A 17,824-nucleotide genomic window follows, 5' to 3' on the forward strand; every position below is an offset into this window, starting at 1 on the left:
AATCGATTTATCTTAATACTATTTGATTTAAAAATCACTGAATTTCAATAAAATTCCACAAGGATTTAAAATATTAAAAAATCATACCAAAGTATTGAAAATTAGATATTTGAGTTGATTTTATATTTGAAAAAATAAAATACTTTGCATAAAATTTACATCTTTGATTCTCTTCCGAGTAAAATTAACATTTTATGCAAATTATAAATAATACTAATTTCTTAAAGAATAATCCTTATAAGAAAATTCTCTTATCATTTGAAGTTCATTTTTACGGTCTAAAAGCATGAGATTTGGAAGTCTTATACCATTAAAAGTTGTGTTTTTCACAATGGTGTAATGAATTTGATCTAAAAAAACAATTTTATCGCCGATTTTAAGCTTTTTATCAAAGGCGTATTCTCCCATTATATCACCTGCTAAACAAGTATTTCCAGTAAGCAAATAGGAAAATTCGCTTTCTTTTAAGTCTGAAATTTTTTCATTTTCTCTTGTGGCCAAAATTCTAGCATTTAAAACTTCACTTGTATAAGGCATGATGATAGTATCTGGCATATGTGCTTCGCTTGAAGTATCTAAAATAGCAATTTGTTTTTCATTTTCTATGATATCTACTACACTAGCCACCAAATTTCCTGTTTGCCAACCCACCGCTTCGCCTGGTTCAAGATAAACTTGCACGCCATATTTATCACTGAAATTTTTACACAAAGCAATAAGTTTTTCAACATCATAGCCTTTTTTAGTGATGTGATGTCCTCCTCCAAAATTCACCCATTTCATTTGCCCTATCCATTTGCCAAATTTCTCTTCAAAAGCCTTTAAAACTGCTTCTAAAGCATCAGCACTTTCTTCACAAAGTGCGTGAAAATGAAGTCCTTCTATAGCATTTAAATCCACATTTTCAAAATCTTTAGCACGAATTCCAAGTCTTGAGTATCTTCCACAAGGATTGTAAAGTTCTTTTGGGGCTAGAGAAAATTCAACATTACAACGAAGACCTAAGGAATTTTTTTGTGTTTTAGCTTGAAATTTATGAAATTGGGCTAAAGAGTTAAACACTATATGATGAGATAAACTGGCTATTTCACCTATTTCATCTTCTTTAAAAGCAGGTGAATAAGTATGAATTTCTTTATCCATGTATTCTTTAGCAAATTTTGCTTCCCAAAGTCCGCTACAAGTACAACCTTTTAGGTATTCTCCAACAATTTTCATCGCTCCTGAAAAAGCAAAACCTTTTAAAGCTAAAAGCACTTTAGCACCACTTTTTTCACCAACACTTGCTAAAAGCTCACAATTTTTTCTTAATTTATCTTCTTCTAAAATATAAGCTGGAGTTTGAATTTTTTCATAAAACATTATTTTTCCTTGATTAAATTGCTAAAATCATAACAAAATTAAACCAAATTTTCAAAATAAATATTTACTAAAGTTAAAAAAATAATGACTATAATACAAAAAATCAAGCAAAAGGAAAAACTAATGAATAGAAGAAATTTTTTAAAATTTAATGCACTCACTCTAGCAAGTATGGGTGTAGCCTATGCAAATCCTATGCACGATATGCACTCCATGCATAAAAATCATTCTATAAATCATGACTTAGATACTTCTTTTATCAACTTTGCTCCAAAAAATTTAAAACTTTTAGATCCAAAACAATTCCCCCAAGGAGAAATTTTAAAAGCCTTGCCTTTACTCAAAAATGAAAGTAAAGAAAAAAATATTTTTCGTGCTACCCTAGAAATCAAAGAAAATCATATAGAGCTTATCAAAGGTAAAAAAACCTTATTTTATACTTACAATGGCCTCGTGCCTGCTCCAAAAATAGAAGTTTTTGAAGGAGATAAACTTGAAATTTTAGTCAAAAACAAACTCAAAGAAGCTACAACTATACATTGGCATGGCGTTCCTGTGCCGCCTGATCAAGATGGAAGCCCACATGATCCTATTTTAGCAGGAGAAGAAAGAATATATCGTTTTAAAATTCCTCAAGATAGCGCAGGAACTTACTGGTATCATCCACACCCTCATTATACCGCTTCTAAACAAGTTTTTATGGGTTTAGCAGGGGCTTTTGTGATCAAAGCAAAAAAAGATGCTTTAAGTCATTTAAAAGAAAGAGATTTGATGATTAGCGATTTGCGTCTTGATGAAAACGCTCAAATTCCGAACAACAACCTAAATGATTGGCTAAATGGTAGAGAAGGAGAATTTATACTCATCAATGGACAATTCAAACCTAAAATCAAACTCGCCACAAACGAACGCATACGCATTTATAATGCTACTGCGGCAAGATATTTAAATTTACGCATACAAGGAGCTAAGTTTATACTTGTTGGTACTGATGGTGGACTTATAGAAAAAACTATTTATAAAGAAGAACTTTTCTTAAGTCCTGCTTCTCGTGCAGAAGTTTTAATCGACGCTCCAAAAGATGGGAATTTTAAGCTAGAAAGTGCTTATTATGATAGGGATAAAATGATGGTAAAAGAAGAACCTAATACCCTATTTTTAGCTAATATTAGTCTAAAAAAAGAAAATGTAGAACTTCCAAAAAATTTAAAAATTTTCAAACCTTCAGAAGAACCTAAGGAATTTAAAGAAATAATCATGAGTGAAGATCATATGCAAATGCATGGTATGATGGGAAAAAGTGAAAGCGAATTAAAAATCGCTCTTGCGTCTATGTTTTTAATCAATGGCAAAAGCTATGATTTAAAACGCATTGATTTAAGCTCCAAGCTTGGAGTAGTTGAAGACTGGATAGTGATAAATAAATCTCACATGGATCATCCTTTCCACATACACGGCACGCAATTTGAACTCATCTCATCAAAACTCAATGGCAAAGTTCAAAAAGCCGAATTTAGAGCCTTCAGAGATACTATAAATGTGCGTCCTAATGAAGAATTAAGACTTAGAATGAAACAAGATTTTAAAGGACTTAGAATGTATCATTGCCATATTTTAGAACATGAAGATTTAGGAATGATGGGAAATTTAGAAGTAAAGGAATAAAATGGTAAAAGTGGAATTTTTAGGCCCCATAAATAAAGAAAATTTAGAACTTGAAGTAAAAAATTTAAAAGAATTAAAAGAAATTTTGCAAAAAGATGAGAGTTTAAAAGAATGGCTAGAACTTTGTGCTGTATCTTTAAATGATGAAATCATTTTTGATGAAAACACCAAGTTAAAAGATGGTGATAAAATAGCACTTTTACCGCCAGTTTGTGGAGGCTAAATGAAACATTTTACACTTTATCAAGGCTCTTTAGATATTTCTAAAATTTATAGCCAATGGTATGAATTTTCCAAGGATAAAAACTGCGGTGCTTTACTGACTTTTTGTGGTATTGTGCGTGAAGAAGGAGGTATTGAGGCACTTAGTTTTGATATTTATGAACCGCTTTTAAAAAAATGGTTTGATGAGTGGCAAAAAAGAGTAGATTTTGATGGTATTACCTTGCTTTTTGCTCACTCTATAGGCGATGTGGCGGTTCATGAAAGCTCTTATTTTGCAGGAATTTTAAGCAAACAAAGAAAATTAGGACTTAAACTTCTTAATGAATTTGTTGAAGATTTTAAAGCAAGTGCACCCATTTGGAAGTATGATGTGATAAACAAAGAAAGAATTTATGTCAAAGAAAGATCAACCAAACTTTGCGGTGCAGGACTTTTAAAAGGATAAAAAATGTTAATGTCTTATGAAGAAAGTTTAAAAATTTTACATTCTCATATTAAAACTTATGAAAAGATTGAAAAAATAGCCCTTACAGAGTGTTTAGGACGCATTTTAGCTCAAGACATAAAAGCCCCTAAAAATCAGCCTGAATTTCCAACCTCGGCTATGGATGGTTATGCGATCAAATTTGAAGATCAAGACAAGCCTTTAAAAATTTTAGGCCTCACACCTGCGGGCACTATGCCACAATTTAGCGTACAAAATGGCACTTGTGTAAAAACCTTTACAGGCTCACTCATGAGCGAAGGAAGCGATACTTTAGTCCCTGTTGAAAATATACGCATAGAAAATGATACTCTTTTTATAGAAAAAAAAGTTCCCCAAGCTTTTGCCGTGCGTGCGGTAGGAGAAAACTATAAAAAAGATGAAATTTTACTCAAAAAAGGCACAAAGTTAAATTATAGCGAGATAGCTCTTTTAGCTGAACTTGGATTTTTTCACATTAGTGTGTTTATAAAGCCTATTGTAGGGGTTTTAAGTAGTGGAAGTGAGATCAAAGATCTAGGAGAAGCCTTGGAAAATCCTGCTCAAATCCGCTCTTCAAATCATATCGCCATAGCTAATTTAGCTAAAAATTTAAATTGCGATACAAGGGTTTTTCCTCTTTTAAGAGATGATGAGAAAGCCACTTTTTCCACCCTTGAAAGTGCTTTGCAAAGTTGTGATATTTTGGTTACAACGGGCGGGGTTTCTATGGGAGATTTTGACTTTTTAAAAAAAGCCGTCAAAGAATATGAAATCATCATCGATAAAGCCGACATAAAACCAGGCAGACATATCAAAATAGCTAAGGCTAATGAAAAATTCATCATCGCCTTACCAGGTTTTCCTTACTCGGCTATGGTAATGTTTAATCTTTACGCAAGAGAGATTTTAAGCTCTTGGTTACTTCAGCCTAAAGACTATATTTGCAAAGCCTTTTTACAAGGAAGCTACAAGAAAAAAACACCTTATTTGGAATTTGTCGCTTGTAATGTGGAATTTAAAAATGGACGCATTTTAGCCAATCTTGAAGGTAAGAAAGAAGGCTCTAGTGCGATTATAAACAATCTTAACAATAAAGCTGCCCTTATGGTGGTGCCAAAAGAATGTGAAATTTTAGAAAATGAAAGTTTAGTGGATATTATCTTTATGCCTTAAAATTATTTAAATAATTTTATTTCGATTTTAATCAACCCTAAATTTCAATAAGTTTCAAATTCGCAACCTCCTTTTAGTGGAGTAATTAGCCCTAGCGGAGTTTCAATCCACTAGGGTTTATTTTAGTCCCTTTTTAAATTTCTTTATGGTAAAATGCTTTAGGAAATGCTTTAAAACGCTTTGGAGTTTTAGTCCCTTTTTAAATTTCTTTATGGTAAAATAACTTTGGAAAAGACTAAGAATGATTTAAAGTTTTAGTCCCTTTTTAAATTTCTTTATGGTAAAATAGAAACTATATTAGCAGGTATAAATAACCTGTTTTAGTCCCTTTTTAAATTTCTTTATGGTAAAATAGATGCTTTAACAGTATGTTCTTTAGCAGGGTTTTAGTCCCTTTTTAAATTTCTTTATGGTAAAATTTCCACTTATAAAAGCTATCACCACGCCCAGTTTTAGTCCCTTTTTAAATTTCTTTATGGTAAAATCACACCTTTTAAATTAAACATGGTATCATAGTTTTAGTCCCTTTTTAAATTTCTTTATGGTAAAATATATAATATTTAAAATTTACTATTGTTTTGGTTTTAGTCCCTTTTTAAATTTCTTTATGGTAAAATAGATATTTACCAGATAATGAAAATTTCGGGGTTTTTTCATGAAAAATAGCAAAAATTATGCTATAATCTCATAAGAAATTTAAAAAGGGACTAAAATAAAGAGTTTGCGGGACTCTGCGGGGTTACAATCCCCTAAAACCGCTTTTAAAATTCAAATAAATTTTGCTGATGATATTTTTCTTGTTTTTTGTTTATTTGAATTTCTTCATTATTTGAATTTTTATATTTAAATTCTCCATGACTATCTATATCAAAAAGCGTTAAATTGGTTTCGTTATTAACTTTTTCGTTAAAAACTATGCCACCAAGCAAAAGCTCCATTTTATCAAATTGCTTTTCAGTGATGATTAAAGCCCTTACATTTCCATAAGGTGGCAAAATCTTTTTTACATTTTCAATAGAACTTTTTGCAGAACTTAAACCCTTGCAAATACGCATATAAACACTAAATTGCAGCATAAAATAACCTAATTTTATAAGATTATTTCTAAATTTACTTGCTAGTTTTTGCTCTTTTTTACTTTTAGTAGGTACATCAAACATCAAAAGCACACGCATAAATTTATCTTCAATCATCAAATTTCACTATCTTTAGTTCATCTTCATACAATAAAGCATTTTTAAAATTTGCCACATAATGATTTATCGCTCTGTTTAAAGGATAATTTTGCCCATCAAAATTGATTTTGCTTTGTAAATTGCCAATCAACGCTCTTTTGTCATCTTTGCTTAAAAACTCACTTTCACCCTTAAGCTTTAAAACACAATCATCAACACTAGCCCTAAACACTTCTATCAAATCATCACAAAGCGCAAAAGAATTATAAATATTATCGTGCTTTATGCCAAGCCAAGGCAAAAGCCCACTTATGCAAACTGCTCTAATAATACAAGCCCTAATGATTGCATAGCCATAATTTAAAGCAGAATTTTCAAAGCAAAGCTCATCTCTTGAAAAAGAAGTACCAAACAAAGTTTTAAAATAAAGCGCCGCCGCAACAGCTTCAATATTTTTACTATCATTTAAGCTTACTTTTTTAGCCAAATTTATAAGCTCATTGCTTTGCTCTATTTTATTGTATTTTTTTAAGATAAAGGCTTGATTTAGGATTTTATTTTTAATGATTTTTTGCCATAAAATAGCCTTTTTTTGAGCACTTACATTCATTTGCTCTTTTGCGATTTTTGCACTTTGAAAATGCCCTAAAAAAGGAGTAAAAACACCATTTATACTATGAGTTTCATCGCAGGTTAGCAAGATGATTTTATGCCTTGCAAAAGCGTTAAAAAGTGCGGAACTAATGCTTACTTGTAAGCTTTCTAAAACGATGATATTTATATCTTTTAAAAACAATTTGGCTATATTTTCATCTTGCTTAATCACAAGATGATTTAGCTCTAAATTTAGCTTGGCATTAGAGCTAATAAGCAGTGTTTTAAAAGCTTCATCGTAACTCATTTTTTAAAATCTTCTCTTTGTCTAAACTCAGCCTTTGTAACTTCCCCAAGTGCTGAAACTATGTATTTTTCAAATACTTTTAGATTTTGAATTCCTATGCTTTTTGCGATTACTTCTTTTTCATTTGCATTTTTAAACAATATTTTTTGATTTTTGCTTAGCGTTTCAAATTTATTATCGTGTTTTGAAACAATCAAACTAACAGTAGAGCTTGTAAAAGCATTATAATAAACAAATTCTGGCTCTTGCATATCTTTAGTTTGAATTAAAATCAAACTATCTTTGTATAAAGAAAAACAAAACTCATAATTTTCATCCATTAAAATCCAGTCTTTTATCTCACCTTTTTTACTTCGTGCTACAGCTTTATTTGGTAATACTTTTAAAGCAAAATCCATAGTATAAATTGGCACAGCATAAAATTTATTTGTCTTTTTGTGTTTAAAAATATCCACTCTAAACATATCGCCATTTTTAACTATTTTACCATTTACTTTGCGGATTTTACCAAGCTCTAGGGCTTTTAAAACTCCTTCTTTTCCGCCGTATGATTGATAGAATTCTTCTTCTTTTCTAAATGTTTCTTCATGTAAAGCTCCACTTGGCTTTTTTCTCTCAGGTTTTGAGACAAAAATTTCATCAATTTTATCTAAAACCTTTTGCCTAAAACCACTAAAAGGCTCAAAAAACTTCCTTTTGTTTTTATAATCTAATTCACTAATTTTTTTTGCATAAAGTTCTGCACTGTTGCTTTCTTGCTCTTTTTTAAAATCTGAAAAAGCCTTTACGATAGAGTTGTTTGCATAAGCAATAATTACTGCATCGATGGCGTGATGAAGATGGTTATTTCTATCCTTAGCGCTAAAGCCCCAAGTGTGTCTTAAAGCCGATGTAAGCATACCGCTTTTTGCTTCTACATGCACTTTTGAGCCTTTTTGTGTGTCGTTTAACTTTGTATTTTCATCATCGCTTAAAGGTAAAAAATCTAAATAATCTTTAGTGTAGTTTAAAACAAGCCTTGCGATGTAGCGAGTATCGTTTAGATTTCTATCTTTAAAGTCTTTTTGCTCTTTGTCTTTGTAATTTTTATCTAAAATTCTTTTTTGCTTTTTAGTAGGTAAATTTTTTGCTAAAACTTCAATTTTCTGCCATTTTGCACTATCATTGCCAAAGGCTTCAAAGGGGGTTTGATTAAGTTTTTCTTGATTTTGCTTGGTAAAAACTAAAACTTTATTCATATAAGAATCATCAAAACTTCTAGAATAAGGGTAAATGTGATCAATTTCAAGCATTTTTTCATCTTGCAAATCACTAATTTTAATCTTTTCTCCACTATAAGCACAAAATTCTTTTTGTTCTTTAAATAATCTTAATTTTAAAATATTTTTGCTATTTATTTTTAAGCCTAGTTTTTCACATTCAAGTTCGGCGTCTTTTTTGGCCTTGTAGTTTTCATTTTGCTCTTTTTCTATTTTAGCTCTTTGGCTGTAATTTTTACCTACTTCTCTTGCTAATTCAATGTTTATTTTATGCACTTTGCCGTATTTTTTAAGTAAAGCATTTAAGACCTTTCTGTATTCTTTAATCGCTCTTAAAACCACAGGATTAGTTACCTCATCTTTATAATAAGTTTCATTAAATGCGGGTAAAAAATCTTTTTTATCTTCATTGATTGCTACTTTTAAATTAAGCTCATTACAAGCTTCATCGTATTTTTTACCTTCAAGCATTAAAGGAGTGATAAGTTTTAAGGCTTTAAAACTTATATTTAAATGGTCTTTAAATTCCAATTTGCTTAAACTATCAATTTGATTTTGATTTAAATCATATTTTGCTAAAGCCTTTTTAAGCTTAATCTCATCTTTTATAAGGGTAATATCTTTTGCTATTTCATTTAAATCATCTTGGCTTAAACTATGATCACCTAGGGCTTTTATAAATTCTTTATATTTTTTAAACTCAATAAAATAAGTTCCTTTTTCCCCTTTAAATTCATAATCATCGCTTAAGCCCAAAAGCTTTTTTGTTTGTTTATAAGTTAGAGTGCCGTTTTTTAAAACTTCATTCAAAAGCGTGTTTAAATCATCTTTTGTATATAAAATTCCTTCAGTATTTTTAAGATTGTTTAAAAGATTGATAATTCTTGTAAGTGCTACAAACATAAAAGCTAAGGGAGAATTTTTTGGCGCTCTTTTTTCATCGGTAAAAAAACTACAATTTCCCACCAAATGAGAAAAATCTTTTAAAGCCCTTTTATAAAATGCTACACTAAGCACCTCTTCTTCAAATTTTTTTGAAAAAGAAAAGCCAAATTCTCTTTGTTTTTTAAAAATAAGCTTTAATTCATCTTTTAAAAAACTTTGCGCTATGCAGCGTTCATAACTTTCTTTTTTATTTCTAACATTTGTAAATTCTTTGGAATTTTCTTTGAATTTTTGAAAATACTCTTTATAAAGATACTCGCCCACACTTTGATAATTTGCTAGTTTTTCTTCATTTTGCTTGATAGCTTTTAAAATCGCACCTTTTTCTTTATCATCACTATTTTTAATATCATCATAGCCACGCCTTTTTGCAATATGTAAAATCACTCTTGCAAAATCTTGCTTACTTAAAAGCTCGTTTAAAGCTCTAAATCTTAACTCATAAGGGCTAATTAAAGATCCTTTATAAGCCTTGGCTAAACTTTCATCAAAGCTTTGATAATCTTCGTAATTTAACTTAAATTCATTTGCGATTAAATGTTTTAAGTGATTTAGCCTTGCTTTGCGTCTAGCAAGGCGTTTTCTAGCACTTCTTGCAAGGCGTCTTGGCAAGGCTAAGGATTCTCCTGTTTTGGGATTTTCAGCCTTTGTAAAAATCCTAACTCCACAATCTTTTAACTCATCATTTTCACTAAATGCCCAGCCAATAGAGCTTATTCCTATATCAAATGCCAAAATTCTTGCCACACTAGATCCTTTTTAATATTTATGATTTGTGTATAATTATAATACAAAAATCATTTTTTTAAACAAACATAAACTTTTCAGTAACCAAACTATATATGTTAATTTTATAATACAAAAAACAAGTAATTTTTAAATAAAAAATATTTTTTATTTAAAAATTTAGATAAAATCCAATTTATTGTAAATTCAAGAGACCCTATGCTAATTTTTATGATATACTCAAAAAATACAATCCCATTTTTGTATTTTTTCTTTCAGGTATTATCTTGCTTATTTTTGCTTTTTATATCACAGGAACACCTATACCAAAAGCTCCAAGTAGAGAACATACAAGCTTTTAAATGTTTTACTTGATAGTTATCTTTTATCACAGCAACTTTTAAAAGTCAGCTTTCTGGAGCAGGGCTTATTATCATGAGTGTGGCAGGCTTTACTGCTTACATGAAACATATCAATGCTTCGGCAAAACTTGCTTTTTTAGCAAATAAACCCTCAGGAAAAATCAAAAAAAATACTTAATTTTAAGTGGAACTTTTGTTGTTGGAATGGCTTTAAAAATCGTCATTTCTAGCTATGCTGAATTGCTTTTGCTTTTGTTAGCATGTATTTATCCTGTTTTAATCTCACTTAAAATCCGTCCTATTACAACTGTATATGCGCTTTCTTTAATTGCACTTGATTATGATCCAAAAGATGGAAATTCAATCAATATGGCAGATATGGTAGGACAAAGTGATAATGTCGTAGGGCTTTTTTTAAATTACCAAATTTATAGTGTGATTACCTATGTTGTAATTATTGCTATCTTGATTCCTTTTTATTTTGCTTGGATTGATAAAAGAGATAAAGAAAAAGGTATTTTAAATGATGAAGTTGAAATTCCGCAAATCATTGATCCTAAATACCCTACTTTTTACATACTCTTTCCTTGGTTACCTGTTATATTTTTATTTATAGCGTATTTTTTTACTATCAAGCTCGATGTTGTGATAGCAAATTTTGTAAGAATTTCTTTAGTTTTTCTTGTTGAATTTGCAAGACACAGAAATGCTAGAAAATTAGGCGAAGATATGATGGTGATTTTAAAAGGCTATGGCTGAAATTTTTATCTCAGTCGTAAGCATAATCATCGCCGCTGGAGTATTTGCTGAAGGCATTAAAGCACTTGGTGGAGTTAATATCCTTGCTAACGCGGTTTCAAATCTTGGAACAGGAAATTTTGCATGGTTTGGAATTCTTTTGAGTATAGCTATTTTAAGCTTTTTAGTTTATTTTGCCAATGCTATATTGAATAGGATTTGCATCAAAATTTAAAAGTATAAATATTGAAGAAAGTTTTTTGCAAGTTCTATCCAAATCTTTTGTGAAAAAATCAAACCCTCTATATTTACTATTAATTTGAAAAAGTATTAATATTTATAATTTTTTCATATTTAATATCAATTTAACTAAAAATTCATCACTTAATTTTGTATCACGAGGCAAAAAGTCTTTAATTTAAGTAAAATCAATCTATTTAAATTTCTTATCAAAATATTTAGTATCAACTGCTCTAACTAACTTTAAAGCAATTTCACTCATATGTTTTCTAGCTCTAAAAAATGAAAAAAGAGATGATCAAATTTTTAGAAGTTAAACTATAAAATGTGGATAAACTATATATTTTTTAATTTTTAAATATTATAATTACTTAACACCCCATAAAGAGCTTTAAGACATACGAATATATCCTAATAAACATCTACGTAAAATAGTATTTTTTCATCATTCTAACATATTTTTACATTTTTTTGTCCTTTAAGCATAAGCCAAACAATTAAAAATGAAACGAAATAAACAACTTGAAAAAGTAATTTATAATTATCTATGAGCATCTTTATAGGACTTTTTGTAAATATATAATAGTTATCAACCATCATAAAAATAAAGAAAATTAATATTATCAAAATTTCTATGCAAACATAAAATGCAAAAATAAGATAAAAAAGTTTTTCCTTTGTAATTTGAATCAAAATTTTAAAAAATAAAAAAGCAAAAATAATATAGCATAGACTTAATATTATGTTTAAACTTCCATATACAATTTGTTGATCTACCATAAAATCAGGAATAAAAAGAAGATGACTACCAAAAACACTTAAACCTTGCCATATGAAAAAATAAATAAAAAGTTTGTAATTTTTTATCTTTTTACAAAACAAAAACACACTAAGCAAAGCTAGGATTATGGCTGTGTAAAATAAAGTTTTTTTGTGTAGTAAAACCTAAAATCTTCAAAGCTAATAACTTCTAATATAAACGAAAATGTTAAAACGAGCAAGTTTAAAATTATAAATGAAGCGATTGTGATTTTAATCCATTTTAAATCAAAATCAAAAACCTTTTTTTGTGCTTTTGCCAATCTTTCTTCTAAATTTGAAAGTTCTTGCTCATCAAATTCTTTAAATTTGACCCACGCTAAAATCCAAAAAACCAAACTTGCTAGCAAAAACACCAAGCCTATGCCGATAATCAAAGTAAGAAGCCCTAAATAAAAGGTATTAAAAGCATAAGTGAAATACTTTTGCTTTGTTGTTCTAGCAATTTCATAGTAAAAAGCTTTCAAAAAAGGAAAAATTAAAGCCAAAATAGCAAAATGTAATACTAAAAATATAGCAATAGCCATAAAAATATTATCTTGATTAAAATAAAGCCCACCAAAAATGCCAGTTCTAGGCTTTAGCATTGCAAATAAAATACTTGTATTAACAAGAATACCAAAAAATCCAATCCCTATACTAATAAGGAAATTCTTAAACAAATTTTTAGCACCACCATAGATTTTTAAATCATAAAGCACAATAAAAAATAAAATCCAACTCGCAAGAACAAATAAAACTCCAAGATAAGGAATGATACCTAAAAACCCACAAATAATACTCGCTATTGCTTTTAAGCGAATTTCTTTTATCTTTTTTTGAAACAAAGCTTCATTTAAATTGTGCATTTTACCCTTTATTTAATACATTCGAACAAAAATATTTCGTTTTATCATCTTTGGCAATTTTTATCAAAACCGCCCACTTCCACACATTAACTCTAAAAATTTTATCTTTCTTATTTAAATAAGAAAGATAAAATTTTAGTTTGTCTTTATGGGCTTTTATGGGCAAAATTACATACATTTTAGCACATAAATAATCATAATAATTTGTTTTCACTCTAAAACAATACCTTCATTAATGCAAATTTCGCCGATAATAAAGGCATCTGAATTTTCTAAAACCTTACTTACATTAGAAGGATCTACAACCATTACTAAACCCACTCCCATGTTAAAGCTTCTATACATTTCGCTTTCTTCTACAGCCTGTCCTATAGTATAAAAAATTTCAGGAGTTTTAAGATGATGTTTGCGTATAGTTGCACCCATACCACGAGGCAAAACGCGTGGTAAATTTTCTACTAAACCACCCCCTGTAATATGAGCTAGAGCACTAATATAAGGCTTTAATGTAAGAAAATCACGCACATAAATCCTTGTAGGCTCTAATAAAATATCAATTAAATTTTTATCCCCTATCTTGTCATCAAATTTTAATTTTAAACTTTCAAAAAGTACTTTTCTAGCTAAAGAATAACCATTTGAATGAAGTCCTGAACTAGGAAGTGCCAATAAAATATCACCATTTTTAACAAATTTACTTCTATCGATCTCATCTTCTTCAGCCATACCCACTGCAAAACCCGCAAGATCAAAATCATCTTTTGCATACATTCCAGGCATTTCAGCAGTTTCTCCGCCGATTAATGCACAATTTGCCATCTTACATCCCTTGGCAATGCCTGATACAACAGCCTTTGCTACTTCTACTTCGAGCTTCGCTGTAGCATAATAATCTAGGAAAAACAAAGGCGTAGCAAAATTACAAATCAAATCATTCACACACATTGCTACTAAATCTTGCCCTATAGTATCATATTTTTTAGCATCAATTGCCAAGCGAAGCTTGGTACCAACACCATCTGTTGCACCTAAAATCACAGGCTTTTTAAAACCACTTGGCATTCTAAAAGCACCAGCAAAAGAACCAATTCCGCCTACAACATTATCATTAAAAGTTTCTTTAACCAAAGGTTTTATAGCCTCTACAAAGGCATTTCCATTATCTATACTTACGCCTGCATCTTCATATGAAATTTTCATTTATTTTCCTTTAAGAACTAAAAAGGTATTTTAACGAAAAAAGTTTTAATAAGGCATAAGATGAAAAATGCTTTTTTTGTAACCGCTTCAATTGCTTGTGGTAAAAGCACTTTTATAGAAATAGCGAATTCTTTAGGCTTTAAAAGCATTAGTGCAGATAAAATTGCTCATAAAATTTTAGATGAAAATGCTTTAGAACTTGAAAAGATTTTTTCTCCCTTTAACTTAAAAAATTTACTCACAAAAGAAAAGAAAATCGATAGAAAAATCCTTGGAGAAATTGTTTTTAACAACAAAGAAGCTAAAAAAACCTTAGAAAATTTCACTCATCCTAAAATTCGAGCTAAAATTTTAGAACAAATGCAAATTCTAGATAAAGAAAATAAAGCTTTTTTTGTAGAAATTCCTCTTTTTTTTGAAAGCGGTGCTTATGAAAATTTAGGCAAAGTCATTGTAATTTACACACCTAAAGAATTAAGCCTTAAAAGAATCATGCAAAGAGATAAGCTCAGCTTAGAAGCTGCAAAAGTGAGACTTGATTCTCAAATAGATATTGAAGAAAAACTTAAAAAAGCAGATTTTATCATTAAAAATACTAATTCTTATGTCGATTTTAGGCAAGAATGTGTTAAAGTAATACAAGAAATTTCTAAAGGAAAAATGTGAAATTTTATAAATATTGTGCAAGTGGGAATGATTTTGTCATAACAAATGCTGATAGAAAAGAAGATAGAAGTGCTTTAGCTAAAGAACTTTGCAATCGTTATGAGGGCATAGGTGGGGATGGCTTTATCGTGATATTGCCTCATGAAAAATACGACTTTGAATGGGAATTTTATAATAACGATGGCTCAAGGGCTGCTATGTGTGGCAATGGCTCAAGGGCTGCGGCACATTTTGCACATCATATTAACAAAATAAATCCTAACATGAGTTTTTTAACCGGTGCAGGAATAATAAAAGCAAAGGTAAATCAAGATAAAGTTGAAGTATCTTTAGGCAAAATAAAAAGCGTGCAAAATACTTTTGAAGAATTAGGAAAAACTTGGCAACTTTGCGACACTGGAGTTCCACATCTAGTGCATTTTTGTCAAAATTTAGATGAATTTGATACAATACTTTGTCAAAAAATGAGACAAAAATATAATGCCAATGTTAATTTTGTAAAAATTTTAGATGAAAATCATTTAAAAGTTCGTACCTATGAACGCGGAGTTGAAGATGAAACCTTAGCTTGTGGCACAGGAATGGGGGCTTGTTTTTATCTGGCATTTTTAAATAAAAAAGTACAAAATAAAGTTAAAATAACTCCTAAAAGTGGTGAAGAGGTTGGGTTTACATATAAAAATGAAGAATTGTTTTTTGAAGGAAAGGTAAAGTATTGTTTTGAAGCCAATTATAATTTTTCTTAGTCTTTTTCTAATCCCACTTTTTGCTGATGATCTAAAAAATGGCTTTGGAGAGGAATATTACAAACTTGATATAGATCAAAAAAGACAAATTTTTTTTATAAAAATGAATGAAATGTTTGATCAAAGCTTTAAAAAAATTGAACAAGAAAGAGCTTTTATCGAAGCCTTTTTTAAAGATGCTTACAAAACAGGCTTTAGGACTTCAAATCAAACAAATCTTGAAAAACTTATCACGATAAAAAACAAATATCGCATTGAAAATCTTTATGATTTTGCAGAATATAAAAAACGTATTCAAAAAATTCCAAAATCCATGGGTATAGCCCAAGCTTTAGTTGAAAGTGCTACAGGTACAAGTCGCTTCGCAAGAGAAGCAAATAATCTTTTTGGAGAATGGACTTGGGGTGAGAAAGGTTTAATTCCTGATTTAAGACATCCAGATAAAAAACATAAAATTAAGATTTTTGATAGTCTGCAAGATAGTGTTTACTCTTATGTTTTAAATTTAAATCGTCATTTTGCTTATGAAAAGTTTCGCGATGCAAGAGCTAAATTTGCAAGCGAAGGCAAAGAGATAACAGGACTAGAGGCTATTAAAACTTTAGATTCTTATTCTGAACGCAAGGGATATTATATCAATCTTATTACAAAAATCATCAAACGATACAACCTTGAAAAATACGATACAAACTCAAACAACACCTAAAATCCAAGTGAAAATTTATCAAAAGATATGACTTCAAATTTAACCCCTTGCTCAAAAAAACTATCCTCGCTTGAAAGAGTGATAAAAATCACATGAAAAATTCCAAGTTCTAAAGCCTTTGGTAAAATTTTCTTAGCACGTAATTTAATCAAATCAATATCTAAAGTTGGACTTGAAATATAAGCAATTTTAGATATTTGGCTATAAAAGTTAAAGTATTTGTTATAAAAAAAATCTTCTTTAAATTTAAACAACTCGCTTAAAACTAAATTTTCAAATAAATGCGAAAAATCCTTTGAAATACAAAGATTATTTCTTAGGCCAAAATCTTTAAAATAAATCTTTTGAAGTTTTTTTTCATCATGTTTTAAAGTATAGATCACATAAGTATTTTCTAATTTTTTTATAGCTTGATAAACACTATCTTTTGAAGTTTTTAATCTTTTTTTAAGTTCTATAAATATCTTAGAAATACTGATTTGCTGACCCAAATTTAAAGCTAAATACTTTAAAATTTCTAATTCTAAAAGAGTAAAGCTTTGTCTTAGAAGTATGTTTTTTTCTCCAAATTTACTGCGTCCACTTTGTAAAAAAAGACCTACTAAATTATTTATAGGTAAATTTTTCTTACTTACACTAATAAATTCTTCAAAATCAAAATAATCAAGTTCAAGCTCTTCAAACCCATTTATATTTAAATCTTTTATATTTGTACTTAAGATGATGGGAATTTTAATTTTTTCTAAATTAGGGATAAAATCCAAATTATAAAGGCAAAGAATTTTAATTTGTAAATTTTCATTCAGAAAATCAGCAAGTCTTTCTAAACTTTGTTTTTCAAAGCGTGTATCATATAAATCTAAAAACAAAATTTCACTTGCTTTAAATTGAGATAAAAAATTAAAAATAAGTGTTTTTTTACCACAAAATCGTGGGCCTTTTATGATAATATTTAGTTTTGAAATTTGATTTTTTCTTTCATAACTTACTTCAAATTTAGGGTGATTTTCATAAAAAAAATTAAGTACTTTCAATTTTATCCTTTAAAAAAGGATATTATAACCTAGTTTGTATAATTGGGGCATAAAGCCCCTTAAATTACATTTTGCAAGCACCCTGTAAAGTAGCACCTATCATCCAAAGACTTTTTTCATATTTTGCAATATTTTCTTGCGCAAAAGCAGCTGTTGTGGTATCACTTTCTTTTTCTGCTGCTTCATTGAGTTTTTTAAATTCTGCTAAAAGATATTCATAATCTTGTTTGATCAGTTCTATGACTTCAAGCGGAGTAAAGCAATCTTTTGCAACTTTTGGACTTTTTGCATTTTCCATTAAAACTTTTTGGCAAGTGATAGCTTTTTCGCCAAGTTGTAAAACTCTTTCAGCACAACTATCAAAAAGTTCTGCCATTTCTTCATAAGCTTTTTCTGTGTACTCGTGTATAGAAAAAAATTGCAAACCTTTTACATTCCAGTGATAATTATGAAATTTAACCCATAGATGATGAGCATCTGCTTGCATTTGTAATAATTGTTTTGTAACTGACATGATTGACTCCTTTTTTTAATTTTTAAAATTATAACATAAAATTCTTAAATAATA

At 29.3% G+C, this 17,824-nt stretch carries 14 protein-coding genes, 2 pseudogenes and 1 CRISPR repeat array; of the genes and pseudogenes, 8 read left to right on the forward strand and 8 right to left on the reverse strand.

Annotation, left to right across the window (positions count from 1 at the left end; all coding sequences use genetic code 11):
* Positions 1-213: 213 nt before the first annotated feature.
* Complete coding sequence (gene nspC, locus OT390_RS07705) at positions 214-1,362, reverse strand: carboxynorspermidine decarboxylase (protein ID WP_406611475.1); 1,149 nt, start codon at positions 1,360-1,362, stop codon at positions 214-216.
* 123 nt (positions 1,363-1,485) lie between these two features.
* Between nspC and cueO the strand changes: the two genes are divergently transcribed.
* Genes cueO through OT390_RS07725 form a run of 4 tightly spaced genes read left to right on the forward strand, consistent with a single transcriptional unit; the run spans position 1,486 to position 4,891 of the window.
* Positions 1,486-3,027, forward strand: a complete 1,542-nt coding sequence (gene cueO, locus OT390_RS07710; RefSeq protein WP_406611476.1) for a multicopper oxidase CueO — start codon at positions 1,486-1,488, stop codon at positions 3,025-3,027.
* Between the two features lies 1 nt (position 3,028).
* Positions 3,029-3,250, forward strand: a complete 222-nt coding sequence (locus OT390_RS07715) for a MoaD/ThiS family protein (protein ID WP_002779488.1) — start codon at positions 3,029-3,031, stop codon at positions 3,248-3,250.
* The gene (locus OT390_RS07720) at positions 3,251-3,697 is read left to right on the forward strand and encodes a molybdopterin synthase catalytic subunit (protein WP_406611477.1); all 447 of its coding nucleotides are present in this window, start codon (positions 3,251-3,253) and stop codon (positions 3,695-3,697) included.
* Positions 3,698-3,700: 3 nt separating this feature from the next.
* Entirely contained in the window at positions 3,701-4,891 is a 1,191-nt protein-coding gene (locus OT390_RS07725; protein ID WP_406611478.1) for a molybdopterin molybdotransferase MoeA, read from the forward strand.
* A 119-nt stretch (positions 4,892-5,010) separates the two neighbouring features.
* A CRISPR array of direct repeats spans positions 5,011-5,508; the repeat unit is 36 nt; unit sequence GTTTTAGTCCCTTTTTAAATTTCTTTATGGTAAAAT.
* Positions 5,509-5,652: 144 nt separating this feature from the next.
* Here the strand turns inward: OT390_RS07725 and cas2 are convergent.
* From cas2 to cas9, 3 genes are read right to left on the reverse strand one after another with little or no spacing between them, the layout of a single operon-like run.
* On the reverse strand, positions 5,653-6,084 hold the full coding sequence (gene cas2, locus OT390_RS07730; protein WP_002797817.1) for a CRISPR-associated endonuclease Cas2: 432 nt from the start codon (positions 6,082-6,084) through the stop codon (positions 5,653-5,655).
* Entirely contained in the window at positions 6,077-6,967 is an 891-nt protein-coding gene (gene cas1 / locus OT390_RS07735; RefSeq protein ID WP_002799307.1) for a type II CRISPR-associated endonuclease Cas1, read from the reverse strand. The genes cas2 and cas1 overlap by 8 nt, the downstream gene beginning before the upstream one ends.
* Positions 6,964-9,918 carry a type II CRISPR RNA-guided endonuclease Cas9 gene (gene cas9, locus OT390_RS07740; protein ID WP_044258918.1) on the reverse strand — a complete coding sequence of 985 codons (2,955 nt, stop codon included), beginning with the start codon at positions 9,916-9,918 and terminating at the stop codon, positions 6,964-6,966. Before cas9 ends, cas1 begins: the two co-directional genes overlap by 4 nt.
* Positions 9,919-10,091: 173 nt before the next feature.
* On the opposite strand from cas9, the pseudogene dcuC reads away from it, so the two are divergent.
* A pseudogene (dcuC, locus tag OT390_RS07745) lies at positions 10,092-11,208 on the forward strand (C4-dicarboxylate transporter DcuC); the annotation flags it as partial.
* A gap of 479 nt (positions 11,209-11,687) precedes the next feature.
* Here dcuC and OT390_RS07750 read toward each other — a convergent pair.
* Positions 11,688-12,904 (reverse strand): annotated as a pseudogene (locus OT390_RS07750) (hypothetical protein).
* Positions 12,905-13,114: 210 nt separating this feature from the next.
* Positions 13,115-14,104 (reverse strand): phosphoribosylformylglycinamidine cyclo-ligase, encoded by a 990-nt coding sequence (gene purM / locus OT390_RS07755; protein WP_002860687.1) that lies wholly within the window; start codon positions 14,102-14,104, stop codon positions 13,115-13,117.
* Positions 14,105-14,164: 60 nt separating this feature from the next.
* Between purM and coaE the strand changes: the two genes are divergently transcribed.
* From coaE to OT390_RS07770, 3 genes are read left to right on the forward strand one after another with little or no spacing between them, the layout of a single operon-like run.
* Positions 14,165-14,770 (forward strand): dephospho-CoA kinase, encoded by a 606-nt coding sequence (gene coaE / locus OT390_RS07760; protein WP_002860686.1) that lies wholly within the window; start codon positions 14,165-14,167, stop codon positions 14,768-14,770.
* Positions 14,767-15,516, forward strand: a complete 750-nt coding sequence (dapF, locus tag OT390_RS07765) for a diaminopimelate epimerase (RefSeq protein ID WP_002867218.1) — start codon at positions 14,767-14,769, stop codon at positions 15,514-15,516. Before coaE ends, dapF begins: the two co-directional genes overlap by 4 nt.
* On the forward strand, positions 15,491-16,222 hold the full coding sequence (locus tag OT390_RS07770) for a glucosaminidase domain-containing protein (protein WP_002855377.1): 732 nt from the start codon (positions 15,491-15,493) through the stop codon (positions 16,220-16,222). The genes dapF and OT390_RS07770 overlap by 26 nt, the downstream gene beginning before the upstream one ends.
* On the opposite strand, the gene OT390_RS07775 is transcribed toward OT390_RS07770, so the two are convergent.
* Positions 16,219-17,256 carry a DUF4143 domain-containing protein gene (locus OT390_RS07775; RefSeq protein ID WP_406611479.1) on the reverse strand — a complete coding sequence of 346 codons (1,038 nt, stop codon included), beginning with the start codon at positions 17,254-17,256 and terminating at the stop codon, positions 16,219-16,221. The genes OT390_RS07770 and OT390_RS07775 overlap by 4 nt on opposite strands.
* A gap of 64 nt (positions 17,257-17,320) precedes the next feature.
* Complete coding sequence (locus OT390_RS07780; protein WP_002851546.1) at positions 17,321-17,770, reverse strand: DNA starvation/stationary phase protection protein; 450 nt, start codon at positions 17,768-17,770, stop codon at positions 17,321-17,323.
* Positions 17,771-17,824 lie beyond the last annotated feature (54 nt).

The sequence above is a fragment of the Campylobacter sp. CFSAN122748 genome (genome assembly GCF_045277125.1).
GTDB lineage: Bacteria > Campylobacterota > Campylobacteria > Campylobacterales > Campylobacteraceae > Campylobacter_D > Campylobacter_D jejuni.